Consider the following 17,159-nt stretch of genomic DNA (forward strand, 5'->3'; position numbering starts at 1 on the left):
GCTGCTCCTAGATACGGAACACGCCAAAGCGGCTGTCCGGGCGGGGTGTTTGGTTACAGATCTGCAGGCAGTGGCCAAGGATAAACCGGCTGTCAGCCGGATCTATTATGCCGTCATCCCAGAGGCGGGCACTGCCGTAGTAGGGATTACTCTGTTCATCGAACCGGGTTGCGATCTGTTGTCGGTAGGTTGCGGCCTCATCGGCAGTCCATGACAAACCCTGTTGCCTGAGGTGTTCGCTGTGTACCTCAGCCATGACAGCGGCGGCTTGTTGGCCACCCATGACGGCTACTCGTGCTGATGGCCAGGTAAAGAGAAAGTCCGGATCATAGGCGCGGCCGCACATGGCGTAGTTGCCAGCACCAAAACTGCCGCCGACGATCAGGGTTAGTTTTGGCACTTCGGCGCAGGCTACGGCTGTCACCATTTTCGCACCGTGCTTGGCGATGCCCTCCTGCTCATATTTACGACCCACCATAAAACCGGTGATGTGCTGTAGAAACAGTAGTGGTATATGCCGCTGACAACAGAGCTGGACAAACTGGCAGCCTTTCTGGGCGCTTTCACTGAATAGGATGCCGTTATTAGCGACAATACCTACATACTGGCCGTAGATCCGGGCAAAGCCGGTGATCAGGCTACTGCCAAAAAGGCGTTTGAATTCATCAAATTCAGAGTGATCCACTAAGCGGGCAATCAGTGCCCGCATATTGATCGGTTGTTTTGGGTCCCGTGGCATCAGGCCATAGAGTTCATGGGCGGGAAACATAGGGGGAGCATCATCCACCAAACTGGGCAGAGCGGTCATTAACGGTTGCAGGCAGTCTCTGGCCTGTTGCAGGGCACTGATATCGTCCTCGGCCAGATAGTCTGCCACACCTGAATGCTGGCAGTGAAGTTCAGCGCCGCCCAGTCGTTCAGCACTCACGGTTTCGCCGGTGGCGGCTTTTACCAGCGGCGGTCCACCCAGGTAAATGGTGCCCTGGTTGCGCACCATGATTGTCTGGTCAGCCATGGCGGGAATATAGGCTCCGCCTGCTGTACAGGGGCCCATTACTACAGCAATTTGGGGGATGCCTTCGGCGGACATCCGGGCCTGATTATAAAAGATGCGGCCAAAATGCTGTTGGTCGGGAAACACCTCTGCCTGGTGGGGCAGATTGGCGCCGCCGGAATCTACCAGATAGACGCAGGGAAGGTGGTTGCTGCGGGCAATGTGCTGCGCGCGCAGATGTTTTTTGACGGTTAACGGGTAGTAGCTGCCACCTTTTACCGTGGCATCGTTGGCGATCACCATGCAGGGGGCGTCGTGAATCAGCCCTATACCGGCAATGAGTCCGGCGGCGGCCACGGGTTCGTCATACACCTGATAAGCGCAAAGGGGCGCAAGTTCTATAAAAGGACTGTCTGTATCCAGCAGGGTACGAATGCGGTCTCGGGGCAATAATCGACCTCGCTGGCAATGGCGTTTCTGGTAAGCATCACCGCCACCGGCTTCCAGCTGCTGCAGGGTGTCATGCAGGGCTTGCGTTAGCCCCTGTAGCCAGGCAGCGTTATCTTGAAAACTGGCGGCTGAAAAATCCAGTGGTGTATTCAGTATCTGCATCCAAACCTCCTGCTAATGCTGTTGCATCAGTTCACGACCAATCAGCATGCGGCGGATTTCAGAGGTGCCGGCACCAATCTCATACAGTTTGGCGTCACGTAATAAGCGGCCACAGGGGTATTCGTTCATATAACCGTTCGCTCCCAGCAATTGAATTGCTTCCAGGGCAATCTGGGTTGCCAGTTCGGCGCAATAGAGAATCACACCGGCGGCATCTTTGCGCTGCAATTGGCCAGCATCAGCGGCTTTGGCCAGGGTGTAGAGATAGGCTCGGGCGGCGCTGAGTCTGCTGTAGATATCGGCTAACTTGCCTTGCACCAGCTCAAAGTCACCAATGGGTCGACCAAATTGGTGCCGTTCTCGGCAATAGGGCAGGCAAGTATCAAGCGCCGCCTGCATTAAACCCACGGGCCCGGCGGCGAGCACAAGCCGTTCGTAATCCAGACCACTCATTAGCACGGCGCTGCCCTGGTGGAGTTCGCCTAGTACCGCTTGGGGCGGGATAAAGCAGTCATCAAAGCAGAGTTCGCAGGTATTGGAGCCGCGCATACCAAGCTTATCCAGTTTGGGCATACGGGTCAGGCCTGGGTTATTGCCTTCTACTAGAAATGCGGTAATGGCGGGTGTTTGGTTGTTCTCAAGGCTACGGGCGTAAACAATCAGCAGGTCGGCATCTGGCCCGTTGGTAATCCACATTTTGTGGCCATTAAGGCGGAAACCATGGTTATCTCGTGTCGCTTTTAACTGCATGGACATGACATCAGAACCTGCATTGGGCTCGGACATGGCCAGTGCGCCGATGGCTTGGCCACGGATTAAGTCCGGCAGGTATTGCTGTTTCTGGTTGACCGAACCGTTACGTACCAGCTGGTTGACGCATAAGTTGGCATGCGCGCCATAGGACAGGGCAACAGAACCGCTGGCACGGCTCAGTTCTTCCATAATCAATACTTGGGCCAGGTAGCCCATGCCTGCCCCGCCATACTCAGGTTCAGCAGTCACACCCAGCAGTCCCAATTGGCCCATTGCCGGCCAAAGGTGGTGTGGGAAAAGGTTGTTACGATCAATTTCGGTGGCGAGAGGTGCGACTTCTTGAGCCGCAAAATGCTGTATCTGCTGCTGTAGCAGACGGTGGCTTTCATCAAGGCCGAAATCCATCTCGGTGTAAGTCATAGCTGCTCCCTCCAAGTTGCCGGATGCACTCCGGTGAGGAATCAACGTGGTAGCAGTGCCTCCCGGCAACGGGTTTCAGCCTGCTCCAATTCCAGTTGCAGAATAGCGATATCGCGTAGTTGCTGATCCAGTACGCGGCGTTTGTCTGAGATCTTATGAATGGTTTCTTCCAGTTGTATTCGGCTACCTGTGGGGGTGTCATCCCAGAGCGATAACAGTTCGCGTATCTCGGCGATAGAAAAGCCTAGCCGTTTACCCCGCAGTATCAGAATCAGGCGCACCCGGTCCTGCCGACTGAATAAACGGTGCTGTCCATCCCGGTCGGGAAATAGCAGTCCCTGATCCTCGTAGAACCGGATACTTCGACTGGTAACGGCAAATTCTTTGCAAAGTTCCCGGGTGGTGTAAGTGATCTCTGACATCATTTGAAATATTTACGTTTAGGTAAACTAAATATAGAAAAAAATCTTGATTTAGCCAGTTTTTAGCCAATAAAGCTTACTTTTAAGTAAGCTTTATTGGTGGTTGGGTAATGTCGGTATGTGATGCTGAAAGCGATTTGCCAACAATAGTTTTAGCGTGAAATTTTTTACTGGCACTCACGTCTCGCATTGCTATGATGGTGCAGACAGGTGGTTGTATTGAGCCTGGCGAATGAACCTCTGCTGCAAAAGCTGTCTGATCAGTGAGGCCAGTGGTTTGATATGAAGGGCAGTAACAACCGAGGAGGGCAAGCAATGTCTCAGAATGAAAAAATCCATCCTAAATTCCTCGAAGCAATGGAAAAGCTGTCGGCAATGACAGAGGAGGAGCGTTTGTCAGAAGCTAACAAGGATTTGTTCGACCAGGCAATGAACTATGCTCCGCTGGACATTCAGCCCAAGCTGGCGGCTATTCGTCGCAAATATGATGATCTGCACTAAACCGGGTAAAAAATTGGAAAACGCCGCATCTGCGGCGTTTTTTATTGTTTGATAAGTGGGGTGACCTCGGTTTCAATAGTCAGCCATTATCTCATCCAGCGATAGCGTGCCTTCGAATTCCTCAGCATCGCCAAGGTCATTGAATAAGGCGTCTTCAGGCGCCATGGTGTCGAAACTGAATCCTTCCCGGAAATGTTCCAATGCCTCCATAATCAGATCAAAGGTATGATCAATCTGGTTCTCAATTTCATCTTCCAGACTGTTTACGCCATCTAGGATTTCACGGGTTTCAGCGACACCCTGAACGACCCCTTCGCAGGCTTGATGCATAAAACGCTCAAGTACAACATCTTCGTTTAGCTCGGGGTGAGCCGCCAGATAAAGGGAGTAAAGCTCCGTCGTCATATTAACCAGACGCTCAGCAACCATCTCTGGAGTTGGCTCCCAGCCAGCATCCAGGGTACTGTCCAACAGACGTTCATCCAGCTCTTGTCTGAGTATTTCGTTTAATTCATCCAGCGTGGTTTTATAGACCAGTACTAATGCCTGGCTGATATGGTTGGGCGTGTTTTGACAGACTTGCTGAAACAGGTCGAATTCGTGAGATACCTTACGTTGAAAGAGTAAACTGCTCACGGCAATACTCTGTGCCGCGGCATCTTTTGCTAGATCATGCTGTGCCAAAGCAGGGAGACTCTGGCCTGGACGGGTAACTTCCATTGATGCCTCCACGGGGTGTTAATGTATTGTCCTCCCTACAGTATTGTTGATGCCTGCTGCTGTGAGTTGATAATTATTCACCTTTGGCGGAGATAGGTCGTGTTTTATTCAATATCCATACAAAGTCCCCGTATTAAAGCCTGAATTTCCGGGGTCAAAAGTTGTAAATAGAAGGGATTTCCAGTGATGAATAATGTGCATGTTGGTCGATGTCGCGTGTTGTTTGTGTTTTTGCTGCTGGTTCTGGCGGGTTGTAGCAATCTGCAGGTGACGACATCAACACCAGCCTTGCAGGGAGATATTGAAATACTTCCCTGGCCGGATTCGGTTCAGGAAACCTCTGGCCTGGCAAGCCGTAATGGGCTGCACTGGACGGTGAATGATAGTGGTAACAGTCCGCAGATGTTTGCGCTGAATGCTGCCGGTGAGGTGGTGAAACACGTTCAGGTGGCGGGTGCCAAGAATATTGACTGGGAATCTCTGGCGCATGATAGCAACTCGGTGTATATCGCCGACTGTGGTAATAACCTGGGGCAGCGTAATGCATTTCAGATCTATAAAGTGGCCTGGAACGCACTGGATCATGCTGGGGTAGCGGCAACGGTAGCTGCCACGGAAATGAATATTCAGCTGGCCGATTATCAGCCGCCGCAGAGTCGTCAGCATAACTTTGATTGTGAAGCGATCACTGTGGTGGACGAGGAGCTGTGGTTGTTTACCAAAAACCGGGGTGACGGCCAGACTCGATTGTACCGGCTGGATAAACACCGGCTTCAGCAAACCGTGACGGTGGCCGCCGAGTATCCGGTGGGTGGTCTGATTACCGGGGCCGATTATGACCCCGTAACAGGACAACTGGCACTGCTGGGGTATTCCAGGCAGCGTTTACTGGGCTACTCGTTTCTATGGCTGGTTCCTGTCACTGGCCTGCCTGACTGGCAACAGGCGCAGCGGCTGGTTCTGCAGGTCTACGCGCAATGGGAAGCGGTGCAGTGGTTAGAGGATGGCCGGTTATTGCTCAGTTGTGAAAAAAGTCTGTTGTCAGGCGTGAGTCGTGGGCTGATGACGCCACGCTTGCCTGATAGTGGTATCTGATTCACTGCCGACAGTCAGGGGGAATTCCTCTATAATGTCGCCTTTGTTTTCGCGAGCCAGTTTACAGACCTATTATGCTGCAGATTTATAACACCCTGACTAAGACCAAAGCTCCTTTCAAACCGCTACAAGACGGCAAGATTAAAATGTACGTCTGTGGTGTCACCGTGTATGACTTTTGTCATATCGGGCATGCACGGGTGATGGTGGCCTTTGATGTGATTACCCGCTATCTGAGGGTGCGCGGCTGGGATGTGAACTATGTGCGTAACATTACCGATGTCGATGACAAAATCATCCGCCGTGCGGCAGAGAATGATGAATCACCCGCGCAATTGACGGAGCGCATGATTGCAGCGATGCATGAAGATGAAGCTGCATTAAATGTGCTGCGTCCAGATCAGGAACCACGCGCTACCGGCCATATGCAGGATATTATTGCGCTGGTGGAAACGCTGATTACCAAGGGTTATGCCTATCCGGCGAGTAATGGTGACGTCTATTACCGGGTGGAAAAATTCGCTGAGTACGGTCGTCTGACTAACAAAAATGTGGATGAACTGCGCTCGGGAGCCCGTGTTGAGGTGGACGAAGCCAAAGAAAGTCCACTGGACTTCGTGCTATGGAAAGCCGCCAAGGCTGATGAAGTCAGCTGGGACTCGCCCTGGGGGCCGGGTCGACCTGGCTGGCACATAGAGTGTTCTGCCATGTCAAAATGTTGTTTGGGCGACACTTTTGATATTCATGGTGGTGGTCCTGATCTGCCTTTCCCGCATCATGAAAATGAAATTGCTCAATCCGAAGCCGCTAACGGTGTGAAGTACGTCAACACCTGGATGCATGCTGGCCCGGTACGGGTGAATTCGGAAAAAATGTCCAAGTCGCTGGGTAACTTTTTCACCATCCGTGATGTGCTGGACAAGTACGATGCAGAAGTTGTGCGGTTCTTCCTGGCACGGGTGCACTATCGCACGTATATCGATTACAGCGAGGACAGTCTGCGTGAAGCTCGGACTATGCTGGAGCGTTTTTATCAGGCGCTGGAAGGTGTGCAGGCGGCTGATAGCGTAGCTGAAGATGATATCGATAAACGTTTTTATGCGGCTATGGATGACGACTTTAATACGCCTAAAGCGGTGGCGGTATTATTTGATCTAGTGAATGAGCTTAACCGGGCCAAGCGCGACAAGGCGCCCGAGGCAGCAACGCTGGCACTAAAATTGACTCAGTTGGGCGGGGTTCTGGGCTTGTTGCAACAGGACCCAGCAGCCTTCTTGCAGGGCGAAGCTAAAGAGGGCGAGCTTAGCCCTGAGCAGATCGAAGGTTTGATTGCTGATCGTGCTGCTGCCAAAGCGAATAAAGACTACGCTGAAGCCGACCGTATCCGCCAGTCTCTGACCGAGCAGGGTGTCGTGCTGAAAGATAGCCGTGAAGGCACCACCTGGTACCGCGAAGTCTAAGCCTATCGATGCAAAAAAAGCCGCCACTGTAGAACATACGGTGGCGGCTTTTTTTGTTTGTTTATGTGGCGGTTAATCTCAGGGGTGGGCAACAGCCATTGCGCAACAACGTGTTGCATGAGTAATTGCCGCTAACGGGTCTACCCATGCTATACATTACTGTAACGGACGGCTGAAAGCTGAGTAACCAGACCGACAGTAAAGGGCAAGCACGCATGAATCAGAGCAACGCCACCGGTATAGAGGAAAGCGGTGCCACGGTAGTGATCACTCACCGGGTGCGTGAAGATAAACATGCCGAGTATGATGCCTGGCTGCAGCAGGTTGCGCCGCTATGCAGAGCTGCACAGGGTCATCTGGATGCGCACATTATCCGCCCCGTCACTGGTGTCACACATACCTACACTGTCATTATTCGCTTTGATTCGCGGGAAAATCTGCAAGCCTGGATGGCATCGGATACCCGGACTCAACTGATTGATAAGGTACGACCACTGCTCGTGACGGAGGACGATTTCTTTATCAGCAGTGGACTGGACTTTTGGTTTGCACCGAAGAGTGCTAAGGCGAAAATTCCCATTCGCTGGAAACAGTTTTTGGTGACTTGGTCAGCAATCTATCCCATGGTGTTGACCGTGCCCCTGTTGTTGATACCTTTACTGCGCAGCCTGGGTGTGCCGCAAAATCACCTCATGGATATGTTGCTGGTCACTGGGGTGGTGGTATTTCTCATGGTGTATCTGGTGATGCCACGTTACACCCGACTTATTCAGCGCTGGTTGTTTAAGTAATCTGGTTGGAAGGGATGTAATGATGCAGGAACTCAATGAGGTGGAGATTGGTTGTCCCTATTGTGGTGAGTTGATCACTGTGCTGATCGAAGTGCTGGCAGACAGTCAGGAGTATATTGAAGATTGTCAGGTGTGTTGTCGTCCCATTGTGTTTCATATCTCGACCACGGTGACGGGAGAAGTGCAGATCACTGTGCATGCAGAAAACGATACCTTCTAGGCTGCAAGTGCCAGGCAGCGGGGAGCAATTGATATCAAAAAAGCAACACAGCGTTTACCCTCATTAAAGTACTCAGGAAATTTTGCAGGCTGTGGTTAGATGGCAATCAGCCCATGTATTGAAAGGAGTCTTTATGAGTTTGCGCAATTCGCCCGAGAGCTATGGCAGCATCGCTAAGTGGCTGCACTGGTCAACGGCACTGTTGTTTTTAGGGTCATATGTCAGTGTGTATTATCGTGAGTGGTTCACCGAACCTAAAACACCAGAAAACATTACGGCTATCCAGCTGCATCTGTCGATTGGTGTCACCATTGCCGTGATTGTGCTGCTGCGGATTATCTGGAAGCTAAGTAACCAGTCACCTAAGCCTGAAGGCACTCCGTTACAGAAAATGGCTGCAAAAGCAGGCCATGGTGTGCTCTATCTTATGATGATTGTCATGCCCATCACCGGCTACCTGGGCACTGGCGCGCCTGTTGATTTCTTCTTCATGTTTGAGATTCCAAGCTTCAAGGATACGGCACTGTTTGCTGAACAGTTCGCCCCAACCATGACGTTTAAAGAGTTTGAGAAACCCTTTGACCTGATCCACAAGGCGATTCTGGGTGAATTGCTGCTTTGGATACTGATTCTGGGTCATGCGGGTGCGGCACTTTACCACCATTTCGTTCAGGGCGATCGGACCCTGAAGAGAATGACCTCGGACACCTAAGGAACCTACGAGTAAGTCAAAGCGCCTCTGAAAGCGCCATGGGGCTGGCTCTAAAACACCTTCTGCTTTGTCAGACAGCTTGGAAAGGACGTGTCATTCCACTGCACTGCCTTTCGTTATCGCCCGCAGAGAAAGTCTTGGGTTTGTTCGCAGGTTCCCTAAGCTGTATTACAGGCAGTGTTTTTCGGCACTGCCTGTTATGATTCTAAGCCATGAAGACCCGTCTGTTACCTCCCAGTACCATTCTTATTACCGGATGCTCAACCGGTATCGGTTATTATTGCGCCCATGCTCTGCATAAGGTCGGCTATCAGGTAATCGCTTCCGCGCGTCAGCTAGCGGATGTCGCACGGCTACAGGCTGAAGGGCTAACCGCTATTCATTTGGATCTGGCAGACAGTGTGTCGATTGCCGCAGCGGTAGAACACACCCTGACATTGACCGGTGGCAGATTGGATGCCTTATTTAATAATGGCGCCTTTGGCCTGCCGGGTGCGGTGGAGGATCTGAGTCGTGATGCAATGCGTCAGCAGTTTGAAACCAATGTCTTTGGTACACAGGAACTGACAAACCTTGTGGTGCCGGTGATGCGGCAGCAAGGCTATGGCCGAATTATCTATAACAGTTCAATCCTGGGTTTTGCCGCGATGCAGTATCGTGGTGCCTACAATGCCAGCAAGTTTGCTCTGGAAGGTTTTGCCGATACGCTGCGACTGGAGTTGATGCATGACAATATTCAGGTCAGCTTGATTGAACCCGGGCCGATCCTGTCAGAGTTTCGTCAGAATGCCTTTGTGCAATTTCAGCATTGGATTACAGTAGATAACAGTGCTCATCAGACACAGTATCGGGCCATGATTGCCCGGTTAGAAACCTCGGGGCCGGCGGCACCGTTTACCCTGGGCCCCGAAGCGGTACAGTCGGCATTGCTACATGCTTTGCAAAGTAAACGTGCCCGATTGCGTTATCGGGTGACAGTGCCCACCAAATTATTTGCCGTATTAAAACGTTTTTTACCGGGGCGCTGGCTGGATTACCTGCTGCTAAAAGCCGGTGGCGACGGCAAGCGTTAAGTTTGCTTGCTGAGTATTCATCTGCAGCCACCTCAAGTGCTTAGCCTGGATCAGCAAGCTTAGTGTTACATCCCTCAGAACCTTATGCTTAGCCGTTTTATGGCATAAACCGGTGTTACGGCTAGCAAAGGTCGTTGCGTGATATACAGGGTGTGTTGATTAAAAACGTGGCGCGATAGTGTTAACTTTACACTTGGTTACGTTCGATATTGGTTGGCCTTTCGGCGATAAGTTAATGACCACACAATAGGTAGCACAACATTATGCCGCACAATACTAAGCAAACGGTTTCTCTGGTTTTGGGCAGCGGCGGTGCCCGGGGGTTAGCTCATATCGGTGTGATTCGTTGGCTTGAAGAGCATGATTTCAAAATCGAGTCTATTTCGGGCTGCTCTATGGGGGCGCTGGTCGGTGGGGTTTATGCAGCTGGGAAACTTGATGATTTTGAAACCTGGGTCAGAGCCATAACTAAGGTAGAAATTGTCAGGTTGCTGGACTTGTCATGGAAGATGAGTGGCCTAGTTAAGGGTGACAAGCTGTTTAACCGCCTGACCGATATTGTTGGTGATGTTGCCATTGAACAATTGCCGATCAGGTACACAGCGGTTGCCTCTGATATTGCGATTGAAAAAGAGGTATGGATCAACTCCGGTCAGCTTTTTGATGCCATCAGGGCGTCTATATCCCTACCACTGTTTTTTACCCCAGTTCGATATAGGGGGAGCGACTTGATTGATGGGGGGGTGTTAAATCCTGTGCCCATTGCACCTACCTTTAACGATAATACCGATCTGACCATTGCGGTTAATCTTGGCGGTAAAGTCAGCGCGAGCCATGATGATGTTCCGGATAGTGAAGCAAAAGGCGAGAGTGGACGATCAATCGTTGCGAAAGTCAGTGATTTTGTCGATAACATTACTACGCCTAAACAGGGTGATACCGGCCCGGAATGGGCTGCTTATGATATAGCTAACCAGGCATTCGATGCGATGCAAAGTACGATTGCCCGACAGAAGTTGGCGGCGTATCCGGCAGATCATCTGATAGAAATTGCCCGCAACGCCTGTGGTACTCTGGATTTTGATTGTGCAGCTGAGATGATCGAGCTGGGTTACACCAAGGCTCAGGAACAATTGGGTGATGTAACCTGATCAGTGCGTAGGTTGGGGTGTTTGGCTACGCCATAACCTCCCGTCCTGGTGTTGTTCCGGGGGTATTTCTCAGCCCAAATACACTTCTTGCTTGTGCTGCAGCAGGGCACCCATCTGCACCGAGAGGGCTTATGCGAAAAGTATTTGAATACCTAAAACTCATTGTGTTTGTTGCAGGTGTTCTTGCTGGCGTGCAGGTGCCGGGTTTTGTTGATCAGTATGGTAAACACCTCAACTCCCGCTTAGCTGAGTCGTCGAGAAGTGTGGCGGCGTTTCAGCAAGACGCTGACACATACTTCGGTGGCGATATCGCACAATTGATTGTGCATTATAAAAACACCGCCGATCCGGCCATTGTTTCTGGTGCCAATCATATCGATGAACTATTTAGTAGAAACCAGGTTCTGCTAAATGCACAGGAGACGTTTAACCGGTCATTGCTCAGTGCCTACACGCAGGTACTGTTCACCCCGGTGCCGGAAGTTAGAGTGGATACCTGGCAGCAATATGCTTTTGTTGTGTTGCTAGACAGGTCTGCATTGGTCGTTGGTGTGCTGGCCGGTGTCTTGGTTTTACTCGGTTTAGAGTTGTCTGTTGTACTGCTGAATAGGGCGATTAGACGAAGCAATCGGTCAAGACACCGGACGTCGGATCTGCATGTAGACTCCTGAGACGGACAGTCAGATGCGGCCTTCCCGGCTCGGATTAAGTGACGGAGTGCTTTTTGGTGCTGTTCGAAACGGGTTCTAGCCAGTAGAATCGCCTTTTCCGAATTTTTACCTGTTTATAGGGGAGTATTCGCCGCATGGGCAGAGCGTACCAGAACCGTAAAGAGTCGATGGCCAAAACCTCCGATATGAAGGCCAAGATCTACAGCCGCTATGGCCGTGAGATCTATGTGACCGCTAAATCAGGTGGTACCGACCCCACTGGTAACCTGACGTTGCGTAGCCTGATTGATCGAGCGAAAAAGGATCAGGTTCCGGCACATGTTATTGATAAAGCCCTGGATAAAGCCAAAGGTGGTGGCGGCGAAGATTATTCCCCTGCGCGCTACGAGGGTTATGGCCCGGGTGGCAGTATGGCGATCATCGAATGTCTGACTGACAACCCAAACCGGACTTTTGGTGATGTGCGTATCGCCTTTACTAAAACCAAATGTAAAATTGGTAACCAGGGCAGTGTTGCGCATATGTTTGATCACTGCGCGATCTTCGTATTTGATTACGATGATGAAGATGCAGTGCTTGAAACCCTGATGGAGGCTGATGTTGATGTGAGCGATATTGAGAACGAAGCGGGTAAGTTAACTGTCTTCGCTCCCAATACCGATTATTTCAAAGCTAAGCAGGCGTTGCTGGACCTATGCGGCGAGATTGAGTTTGACGTGGATGAGATTCAATTTGTCCCGCAGACCTACACCACCGTGACCGGTGACGATGTTGAACTGTTCGAGAAGTTTTTGGATATTCTCAACGACCTGGACGATGTGCAGCAGGTCTACCATAACGTCGAAATGCCCTGATTTGGCTGTAGGGCCATACTCGATTGAGCCGGCGTTCTGCCGGCTCTGTTGTGTCTCAGCAACAGCAAACCTCATCCGCCGTCAATCATCTATTGCCGTATTCAGACGACGAGGAAGTCAGGCTACTGGGTAGGGCAAGACGCATCCAGCCGCTATACATTCTTCTACGCTTAGCTGTATGCATAAGTGTTGAGTGATTAGCCATGTTATTTCCTGACAACTTCCGCAACACCCGCATTGCCTGCAGTGATGTCGAGATTAACCTGCTGCAGGGTGGTGAAGGGCCGCCACTACTGTTATTGCATGGCTACCCACACACCCATGTCATGTGGCACCTGGTGGCTCCTTTATTGGCACCACATTTTCATGTGATCTGTCCTGATTTACGTGGCTACGGAGATAGCTGTAAACCCGTTGGTTTACCTGGTCACGCTAACTACGCCAAACGCGTGATGGCCGAGGATATGGTGGCGGTGATGCAGGCGCTGGGTTATCAGCGTTTTTTTGTTGCCGGGCATGATCGCGGCGCACGGGTGACTCACCGTCTGGCACTGGATTATCCCAATCGGGTGATAAAAGCCTGTGTAATGGATATTGCGCCGACCTACCATATGTTCACTCATACTGATCAGGCATTTGCTACGGGCTATTACCATTGGTTTTTTCTGATTCAACCCGATGGCCTACCGGAAAAAATGATTGCTGCCGATCCGGCATATTATCTGACCGAAAGACTCAGGCGTTGGGCTGCTCCCAGTGCAGAATTTTCGGCTGCGGCTGCGGCTGCGGCTGTGGCAGAATATGTGCGTTGTTTCAGTCAGTCTGGTGCGATACATGCGTCATGTGAAGACTACCGAGCGGCGGCTGGCATTGATATGCAGCACGATGCCGCTAGCCGCAGTCAGCGGATAACGTGTCCGCTGTTGGTGTTATGGGGCGCCAAGGGCTTTATTCAGCGCAGCTATGATGCGCTGGCTGTCTGGTCGGATTATGCCAACCAGGTGGAGGGCAGGGCGCTGGACTGCGGGCATTTTCTACCGGAAGAACAGCCGCAAGCTGTGTATGAGGCCCTGCTGGCTTTTTTCAGTCGGTAATGGTGCCGGCACATTTCGCAGGTACTGGCGGAACTGGTAGAGTGTGCGTTTTTTGCAAATCAAGTGTTTTAAGGTGATGACTTATGCAGTGGAATGTTTATCTTTCCGGTGAGATTCATACCGACTGGCGTGAAAAAATTATTCAGGGTTGCCAACAGCATGACCTGAATATCAGCTTCACTTCAGCGGTGACAGACCATGATGCCAGCGATGCTGCCGGTGATCTATTGGGGGCTGAGGAACAGCAGTTCTGGCGTGATCACAAGTCAGCCAAAGTGAATGCAATACGTATCAAGAACCAGATTGCAAGCTGCCATGTGGCAGTTATTCGTTTTGGGGATAAATACAAACAGTGGAACGCAGCTTTTGATGCCGGTTATTGTGCGGCGCTGGGCAAGCCATACATTACTTTGCATGACGAAGCGCTGATCCATCCTCTGAAAGAGGTGGATGCGCAGGCGCAGGCCTGGGCTACCACTCCGGAGCAGGTGGTGGAGATACTGGTGTATACCCTAACCCAATAACCCCTGGTTTCTGTGCGTTGGAACCTATGCTGAAAAATAAAAAAAAGGAGCCAGTGGCTCCTTTTTTATCTCTTTGCCGGGCCTAAACGCTCTGCATTTCGGCGGCTTCCAGGGTGTTTTCCATGAGGGTAGCCACCGTCATTGGGCCAACACCGCCCGGCACCGGAGTTATCCAGCCAGCACGCTCTGCTGCAGGTGAGTATTCGACATCACCGACCAACCGTCCATCCTCAAGCCGGTTGATGCCAACATCAATTACGATAGCACCGGGTTTGATCCACTCGCCTTTCACCAGTCCGGGAATACCGACGCCCACCACAACAATATCTGCCCGCGCGACATGTCCAGCCAGGTCCTTGGTAAAGCGGTGGGTGGTGGTGACAGTGCATCCGGCCAAGAGCAGTTCCAGTGACATTGGTCGGCCGACAATATTCGAAGCACCCACCACCACAGCTTCCATGCCTTGCAGGCGCTGATTGGTGCTTTGTAGCAGGGTCATAACGCCCTTGGGTGTGCAGGGGCGAAGCACTGGCATACGTTGCGCCAGTCGGCCAAGATTGAATGGGTGAAAGCCATCGACATCTTTCTCCGGGCGGATTCGCTCCAGAATCTCATCACTGTTGAGTGCTTCTGGCAGTGGTAGTTGTAGCAGGATGCCGTTGACGCCGTCGTCCATATTCAGTTCATCCACCAGAGAAAGCAGGGCATCCTGGGAGGTTTCGGCAGGTAGATCATAGGCACGTGACTCAAAACCGACTTCTTCACAGGCGTTCTTCTTGTGACGAACATACACCTGAGACGCCGGATCTTGTCCAACCAGGATAACGGCGAGGCAGGGGGCGGATTTACCCGCGTTAACACGTGCTTTTACACCCTCTGCCACCTGACGCCGGACATCTGCGGCGATCTGTTTGCCGTCGATAATTGTTGCGCTCATAGTGGGCTGCGATCCTTTTTAATTTGAATTGCTGCGAATTCTCTCATGCTTGCTTAAAACGGCCAAGTAGGATGCGGTTGCAGATCAGTCTGGATGGTCGAAAAGACGGCGATTAAGCTGTTTATTTTCTTCAATAAAAAGGTATTGACCCTCCCAATACTCCTGTATATCATGCGCACCTCCTTGATATGAGGTACTTGCAGGAAACGCACATGCGTTTATCCTGTCTGTTATTCTATCGAGACCAGACAGTATGTCGGGCGCCCATAGCTCAATTGGATAGAGCAACGCCCTTCTAAGGCGTAGGTTCCAGGTTCGAACCCTGGTGGGCGCGCCAACTGTCTGGCAAGAGATTATGGTGGGCATAGCTCAGTTGGTAGAGCTCCGGATTGTGATTCCGGCGGTCGTGGGTTCGAGCCCCATTGTCCACCCCATACTCTTCCTCCTTCTCCTTAGTAAACCTGCAGATTTTTCATCCTTCCGGTGAAATTGTGTTTTCTTCCTTGACTAATCTACTGGCTTACCGGAAAATTTTGCGCTTTCATTTTGCGACCGTTTTTTCGGTCTACTGTGCAGATCTCGCAACCCATCAAGCATTGCCGGTCTGTTTAAGATTATAGAAAACAAGATTTGTGAGGCATTACATGCAAGTTTCCGTTGAAACGACTTCCGGCCTGGAACGCCTGATGACGGTATCTGTTCCTGCAGAACGCATCGATCAGGATGTTAACAAACGCATCCAGCAAACTGCGCGTACTGTTCGACTTGATGGTTTCCGTCCTGGCAAAGTGCCGGTGAAAGTTGTCAAGCAGCGCTATGGTAAAGGCATCCGGGAAGAAGTGCTGGGCCAGGTGGTGCAGGAGACTTTCTACGCCGCTGTACAGCAGGAAAAGCTGAACCCGGCTGGCGGTCCTTCCATTGACGTGAAAAAAGAAGTGGAAGGTGAAGATTTTGAATACACCGCAACTTTCGAAGTGTACCCAGAAATCGCGCTGTCTGATTTCTCTGCGGTAAGCATTGAAAAGAAAACTGCTGAAATCGTTGATGCTGATCTGGACAAGATGATCGATACCCTGCGTAAGCAGCAGGCTTCCTGGGCTGAAGTAGAGCGTGCTGCTGCTTCTGGTGACCGTGTGAAGATGGACTTTGAAGGTTTTGTCGATGGCGAAGCGTTTGAAGGCGGTAAGGCAGAAGACTTCGATCTGGTGCTGGGTTCCGGTCAGATGATCCCCGGTTTTGAAGATGCACTGGAAGGTGTAACTGCTGGAACTGAGACTGAGATCAATGTCACTTTCCCTGAGCAGTATCAGTCTGAACAACTGCAGGGCAAACCTGCGACGTTCAAAATTGTCGTTAAATCTGTTTCTGAACAGCAGTTGCCTGAACTGAATGATGAGTTCTTTGGTAAGTTTGGCTTGGACGAGCTGACTGAAGAAGCGTTCCGCGCTGAAGTACGCAATAACATGGAACGCGAGCTGAAACAGGCGCTGAAAATGAAGTTGAAAGATCAGGTATTCTCCAAACTGATCGAAGCGAATAGCATTGACGTACCGGCATCCCTGATTGATGGTGAAATCGATGTTCAGCGCCGTCAGGCAGTTGAGCAGTTTGGTGGTAAAGACAGCCAGATGGATCCAAACAGTCTGCCGAAAGAGCTGTTCACTGCCCAGGCAGAGCGCCGTGTAAGTATCGGTCTGCTGTTACAGGAAGTGATCAAGGCGAACAGCCTGGAAGCTGAAGACAGCCGTGTGCGTGAAACGCTGGAAGAGATGGCTGAGACCTATCAGGATCCTCAGCAGGTGATCGACTGGTACATGAGCAACGAACAGATGCTGAACCAGATCAAGGGTCTGGTACTGGAAGATCAGGTGGTTGATTTGCTGCTGGGGCAGGCACAGGTTACTGATGTGACTGTGAGCTACGAAGACGCTATCAAGCCAGAGCAGCCAGCGGCACCGGCCCAAGAAGAGACTGAAGCGGCCGAATAATTTCGCTCAGTTCTGGGGTAATACAACAACGGCAGTCAGTCATCTGACTGTCGTTTTTATTTTCAGACGGTTGAAAAATGCCTTAATCAATCCCATCCATAACAACTGGGGTTTGTGCATAGGTTGCAACGTAGTATTATCAAGCCTAAATAAGAATACCGAATAAG

At 51.2% G+C, this 17,159-nt stretch carries 18 protein-coding genes and 2 tRNA genes; 15 read left to right on the forward strand and 5 right to left on the reverse strand.

Annotation, left to right across the window (positions count from 1 at the left end):
• Positions 1-7 precede the first annotated feature (7 nt).
• From ACFVYJ_RS07960 to ACFVYJ_RS07970, 3 genes are read right to left on the reverse strand one after another with little or no spacing between them, the layout of a single operon-like run.
• The gene (locus ACFVYJ_RS07960) at positions 8-1,606 is read right to left on the reverse strand and encodes a carboxyl transferase domain-containing protein (RefSeq protein ID WP_419415857.1); all 1,599 of its coding nucleotides are present in this window, start codon (positions 1,604-1,606) and stop codon (positions 8-10) included.
• Between the two features lie 12 nt (positions 1,607-1,618).
• Positions 1,619-2,779, reverse strand: coding sequence for an isovaleryl-CoA dehydrogenase (locus tag ACFVYJ_RS07965; RefSeq protein ID WP_419415856.1), 1,161 nt, complete (start codon positions 2,777-2,779; stop codon positions 1,619-1,621).
• 41 nt (positions 2,780-2,820) lie between these two features.
• On the reverse strand, positions 2,821-3,204 hold the full coding sequence (locus tag ACFVYJ_RS07970) for a MerR family transcriptional regulator (RefSeq protein WP_419415855.1): 384 nt from the start codon (positions 3,202-3,204) through the stop codon (positions 2,821-2,823).
• A 312-nt stretch (positions 3,205-3,516) separates the two neighbouring features.
• Between ACFVYJ_RS07970 and ACFVYJ_RS07975 the strand changes: the two genes are divergently transcribed.
• Entirely contained in the window at positions 3,517-3,702 is a 186-nt protein-coding gene (locus tag ACFVYJ_RS07975) for a hypothetical protein (RefSeq protein WP_419415854.1), read from the forward strand.
• 72 nt (positions 3,703-3,774) lie between these two features.
• Here ACFVYJ_RS07975 and ACFVYJ_RS07980 read toward each other — a convergent pair whose 3' ends face one another.
• Positions 3,775-4,422, reverse strand: a complete 648-nt coding sequence (locus ACFVYJ_RS07980; RefSeq protein ID WP_419415853.1) for a DUF5610 domain-containing protein — start codon at positions 4,420-4,422, stop codon at positions 3,775-3,777.
• A 186-nt stretch (positions 4,423-4,608) separates the two neighbouring features.
• Between ACFVYJ_RS07980 and ACFVYJ_RS07985 the strand changes: the two genes are divergently transcribed.
• The 11 genes from ACFVYJ_RS07985 (at position 4,609) to ACFVYJ_RS08035 (ending at position 14,067) form a co-directional block, all read left to right on the forward strand.
• Positions 4,609-5,517, forward strand: a complete 909-nt coding sequence (locus ACFVYJ_RS07985) for a hypothetical protein (RefSeq protein WP_419415852.1) — start codon at positions 4,609-4,611, stop codon at positions 5,515-5,517.
• A 74-nt stretch (positions 5,518-5,591) separates the two neighbouring features.
• On the forward strand, positions 5,592-6,977 hold the full coding sequence (cysS, locus tag ACFVYJ_RS07990) for a cysteine--tRNA ligase (protein ID WP_419415851.1): 1,386 nt from the start codon (positions 5,592-5,594) through the stop codon (positions 6,975-6,977).
• A gap of 215 nt (positions 6,978-7,192) precedes the next feature.
• Positions 7,193-7,768: an antibiotic biosynthesis monooxygenase gene (locus ACFVYJ_RS07995; protein WP_419415850.1), complete on the forward strand. Its 576-nt coding sequence runs from the start codon at positions 7,193-7,195 to the stop codon at positions 7,766-7,768.
• Positions 7,769-7,787: 19 nt separating this feature from the next.
• On the forward strand, positions 7,788-7,988 hold the full coding sequence (locus ACFVYJ_RS08000; protein ID WP_419415849.1) for a CPXCG motif-containing cysteine-rich protein: 201 nt from the start codon (positions 7,788-7,790) through the stop codon (positions 7,986-7,988).
• Between the two features lie 133 nt (positions 7,989-8,121).
• Complete coding sequence (locus ACFVYJ_RS08005) at positions 8,122-8,700, forward strand: cytochrome b (RefSeq protein WP_419415848.1); 579 nt, start codon at positions 8,122-8,124, stop codon at positions 8,698-8,700.
• A 212-nt stretch (positions 8,701-8,912) separates the two neighbouring features.
• Positions 8,913-9,773 (forward strand): SDR family oxidoreductase, encoded by an 861-nt coding sequence (locus ACFVYJ_RS08010; protein ID WP_419415847.1) that lies wholly within the window; start codon positions 8,913-8,915, stop codon positions 9,771-9,773.
• 263 nt (positions 9,774-10,036) lie between these two features.
• Positions 10,037-10,924 (forward strand): patatin-like phospholipase family protein, encoded by an 888-nt coding sequence (locus tag ACFVYJ_RS08015; RefSeq protein ID WP_419415846.1) that lies wholly within the window; start codon positions 10,037-10,039, stop codon positions 10,922-10,924.
• Positions 10,925-11,055: 131 nt separating this feature from the next.
• Positions 11,056-11,595, forward strand: coding sequence for a DUF2937 family protein (locus tag ACFVYJ_RS08020; protein ID WP_419415845.1), 540 nt, complete (start codon positions 11,056-11,058; stop codon positions 11,593-11,595).
• Positions 11,596-11,729: 134 nt separating this feature from the next.
• Complete coding sequence (locus tag ACFVYJ_RS08025; RefSeq protein WP_419415844.1) at positions 11,730-12,449, forward strand: YebC/PmpR family DNA-binding transcriptional regulator; 720 nt, start codon at positions 11,730-11,732, stop codon at positions 12,447-12,449.
• A gap of 203 nt (positions 12,450-12,652) precedes the next feature.
• Positions 12,653-13,543 carry an alpha/beta fold hydrolase gene (locus ACFVYJ_RS08030; protein ID WP_463255135.1) on the forward strand — a complete coding sequence of 297 codons (891 nt, stop codon included), beginning with the start codon at positions 12,653-12,655 and terminating at the stop codon, positions 13,541-13,543.
• Between the two features lie 83 nt (positions 13,544-13,626).
• Positions 13,627-14,067, forward strand: coding sequence for a YtoQ family protein (locus tag ACFVYJ_RS08035; protein ID WP_419415194.1), 441 nt, complete (start codon positions 13,627-13,629; stop codon positions 14,065-14,067).
• A gap of 82 nt (positions 14,068-14,149) precedes the next feature.
• Here ACFVYJ_RS08035 and folD read toward each other — a convergent pair whose 3' ends face one another.
• A complete protein-coding gene (gene folD, locus ACFVYJ_RS08040; RefSeq protein ID WP_419415193.1) occupies positions 14,150-15,004 on the reverse strand; it encodes a bifunctional methylenetetrahydrofolate dehydrogenase/methenyltetrahydrofolate cyclohydrolase FolD in 855 nt (284 codons plus the stop codon).
• Between the two features lie 260 nt (positions 15,005-15,264).
• On the opposite strand from folD, the gene ACFVYJ_RS08045 reads away from it, so the two are divergent.
• The 3 genes from ACFVYJ_RS08045 (at position 15,265) to tig (ending at position 16,992) form a co-directional block, all read left to right on the forward strand.
• Positions 15,265-15,341: transfer RNA gene (locus ACFVYJ_RS08045), tRNA-Arg, on the forward strand.
• A 21-nt stretch (positions 15,342-15,362) separates the two neighbouring features.
• Positions 15,363-15,438: transfer RNA gene (locus ACFVYJ_RS08050), tRNA-His, on the forward strand.
• A 210-nt stretch (positions 15,439-15,648) separates the two neighbouring features.
• Positions 15,649-16,992, forward strand: a complete 1,344-nt coding sequence (tig, locus tag ACFVYJ_RS08055) for a trigger factor (protein ID WP_419415192.1) — start codon at positions 15,649-15,651, stop codon at positions 16,990-16,992.
• Positions 16,993-17,159 lie beyond the last annotated feature (167 nt).

This window comes from Pontibacter sp. JAM-7, from assembly GCF_048548695.2.
In the GTDB taxonomy this organism is placed as follows: Bacteria; Pseudomonadota; Gammaproteobacteria; order Pseudomonadales; family Balneatricaceae; genus Neptuniibacter.

Bases quoted from the DNA above. Each gene is read 5' to 3' on its own strand.
- ACFVYJ_RS07960 (WP_419415857.1), bottom strand. From the start codon at position 1,606: ATGCAGATACTGAATACACCACTGGATTTTTCAGCCGCCAGTTTTCAA.
- ACFVYJ_RS07965 (WP_419415856.1), bottom strand. From the start codon at position 2,779: ATGACTTACACCGAGATGGATTTCGGCCTTGATGAAAGCCACCGTCTG.
- ACFVYJ_RS07970 (WP_419415855.1), bottom strand. From the start codon at position 3,204: ATGATGTCAGAGATCACTTACACCACCCGGGAACTTTGCAAAGAATTT.
- ACFVYJ_RS07975 (WP_419415854.1), top strand. From the start codon at position 3,517: ATGTCTCAGAATGAAAAAATCCATCCTAAATTCCTCGAAGCAATGGAA.
- ACFVYJ_RS07980 (WP_419415853.1), bottom strand. From the start codon at position 4,422: ATGGAAGTTACCCGTCCAGGCCAGAGTCTCCCTGCTTTGGCACAGCAT.
- ACFVYJ_RS07985 (WP_419415852.1), top strand. From the start codon at position 4,609: ATGAATAATGTGCATGTTGGTCGATGTCGCGTGTTGTTTGTGTTTTTG.
- cysS (WP_419415851.1), top strand. From the start codon at position 5,592: ATGCTGCAGATTTATAACACCCTGACTAAGACCAAAGCTCCTTTCAAA.
- ACFVYJ_RS07995 (WP_419415850.1), top strand. From the start codon at position 7,193: ATGAATCAGAGCAACGCCACCGGTATAGAGGAAAGCGGTGCCACGGTA.
- ACFVYJ_RS08000 (WP_419415849.1), top strand. From the start codon at position 7,788: ATGATGCAGGAACTCAATGAGGTGGAGATTGGTTGTCCCTATTGTGGT.
- ACFVYJ_RS08005 (WP_419415848.1), top strand. From the start codon at position 8,122: ATGAGTTTGCGCAATTCGCCCGAGAGCTATGGCAGCATCGCTAAGTGG.
- ACFVYJ_RS08010 (WP_419415847.1), top strand. From the start codon at position 8,913: ATGAAGACCCGTCTGTTACCTCCCAGTACCATTCTTATTACCGGATGC.
- ACFVYJ_RS08015 (WP_419415846.1), top strand. From the start codon at position 10,037: ATGCCGCACAATACTAAGCAAACGGTTTCTCTGGTTTTGGGCAGCGGC.
- ACFVYJ_RS08020 (WP_419415845.1), top strand. From the start codon at position 11,056: ATGCGAAAAGTATTTGAATACCTAAAACTCATTGTGTTTGTTGCAGGT.
- ACFVYJ_RS08025 (WP_419415844.1), top strand. From the start codon at position 11,730: ATGGGCAGAGCGTACCAGAACCGTAAAGAGTCGATGGCCAAAACCTCC.
- ACFVYJ_RS08030 (WP_463255135.1), top strand. From the start codon at position 12,653: ATGTTATTTCCTGACAACTTCCGCAACACCCGCATTGCCTGCAGTGAT.
- ACFVYJ_RS08035 (WP_419415194.1), top strand. From the start codon at position 13,627: ATGCAGTGGAATGTTTATCTTTCCGGTGAGATTCATACCGACTGGCGT.
- folD (WP_419415193.1), bottom strand. From the start codon at position 15,004: ATGAGCGCAACAATTATCGACGGCAAACAGATCGCCGCAGATGTCCGG.
- tig (WP_419415192.1), top strand. From the start codon at position 15,649: ATGCAAGTTTCCGTTGAAACGACTTCCGGCCTGGAACGCCTGATGACG.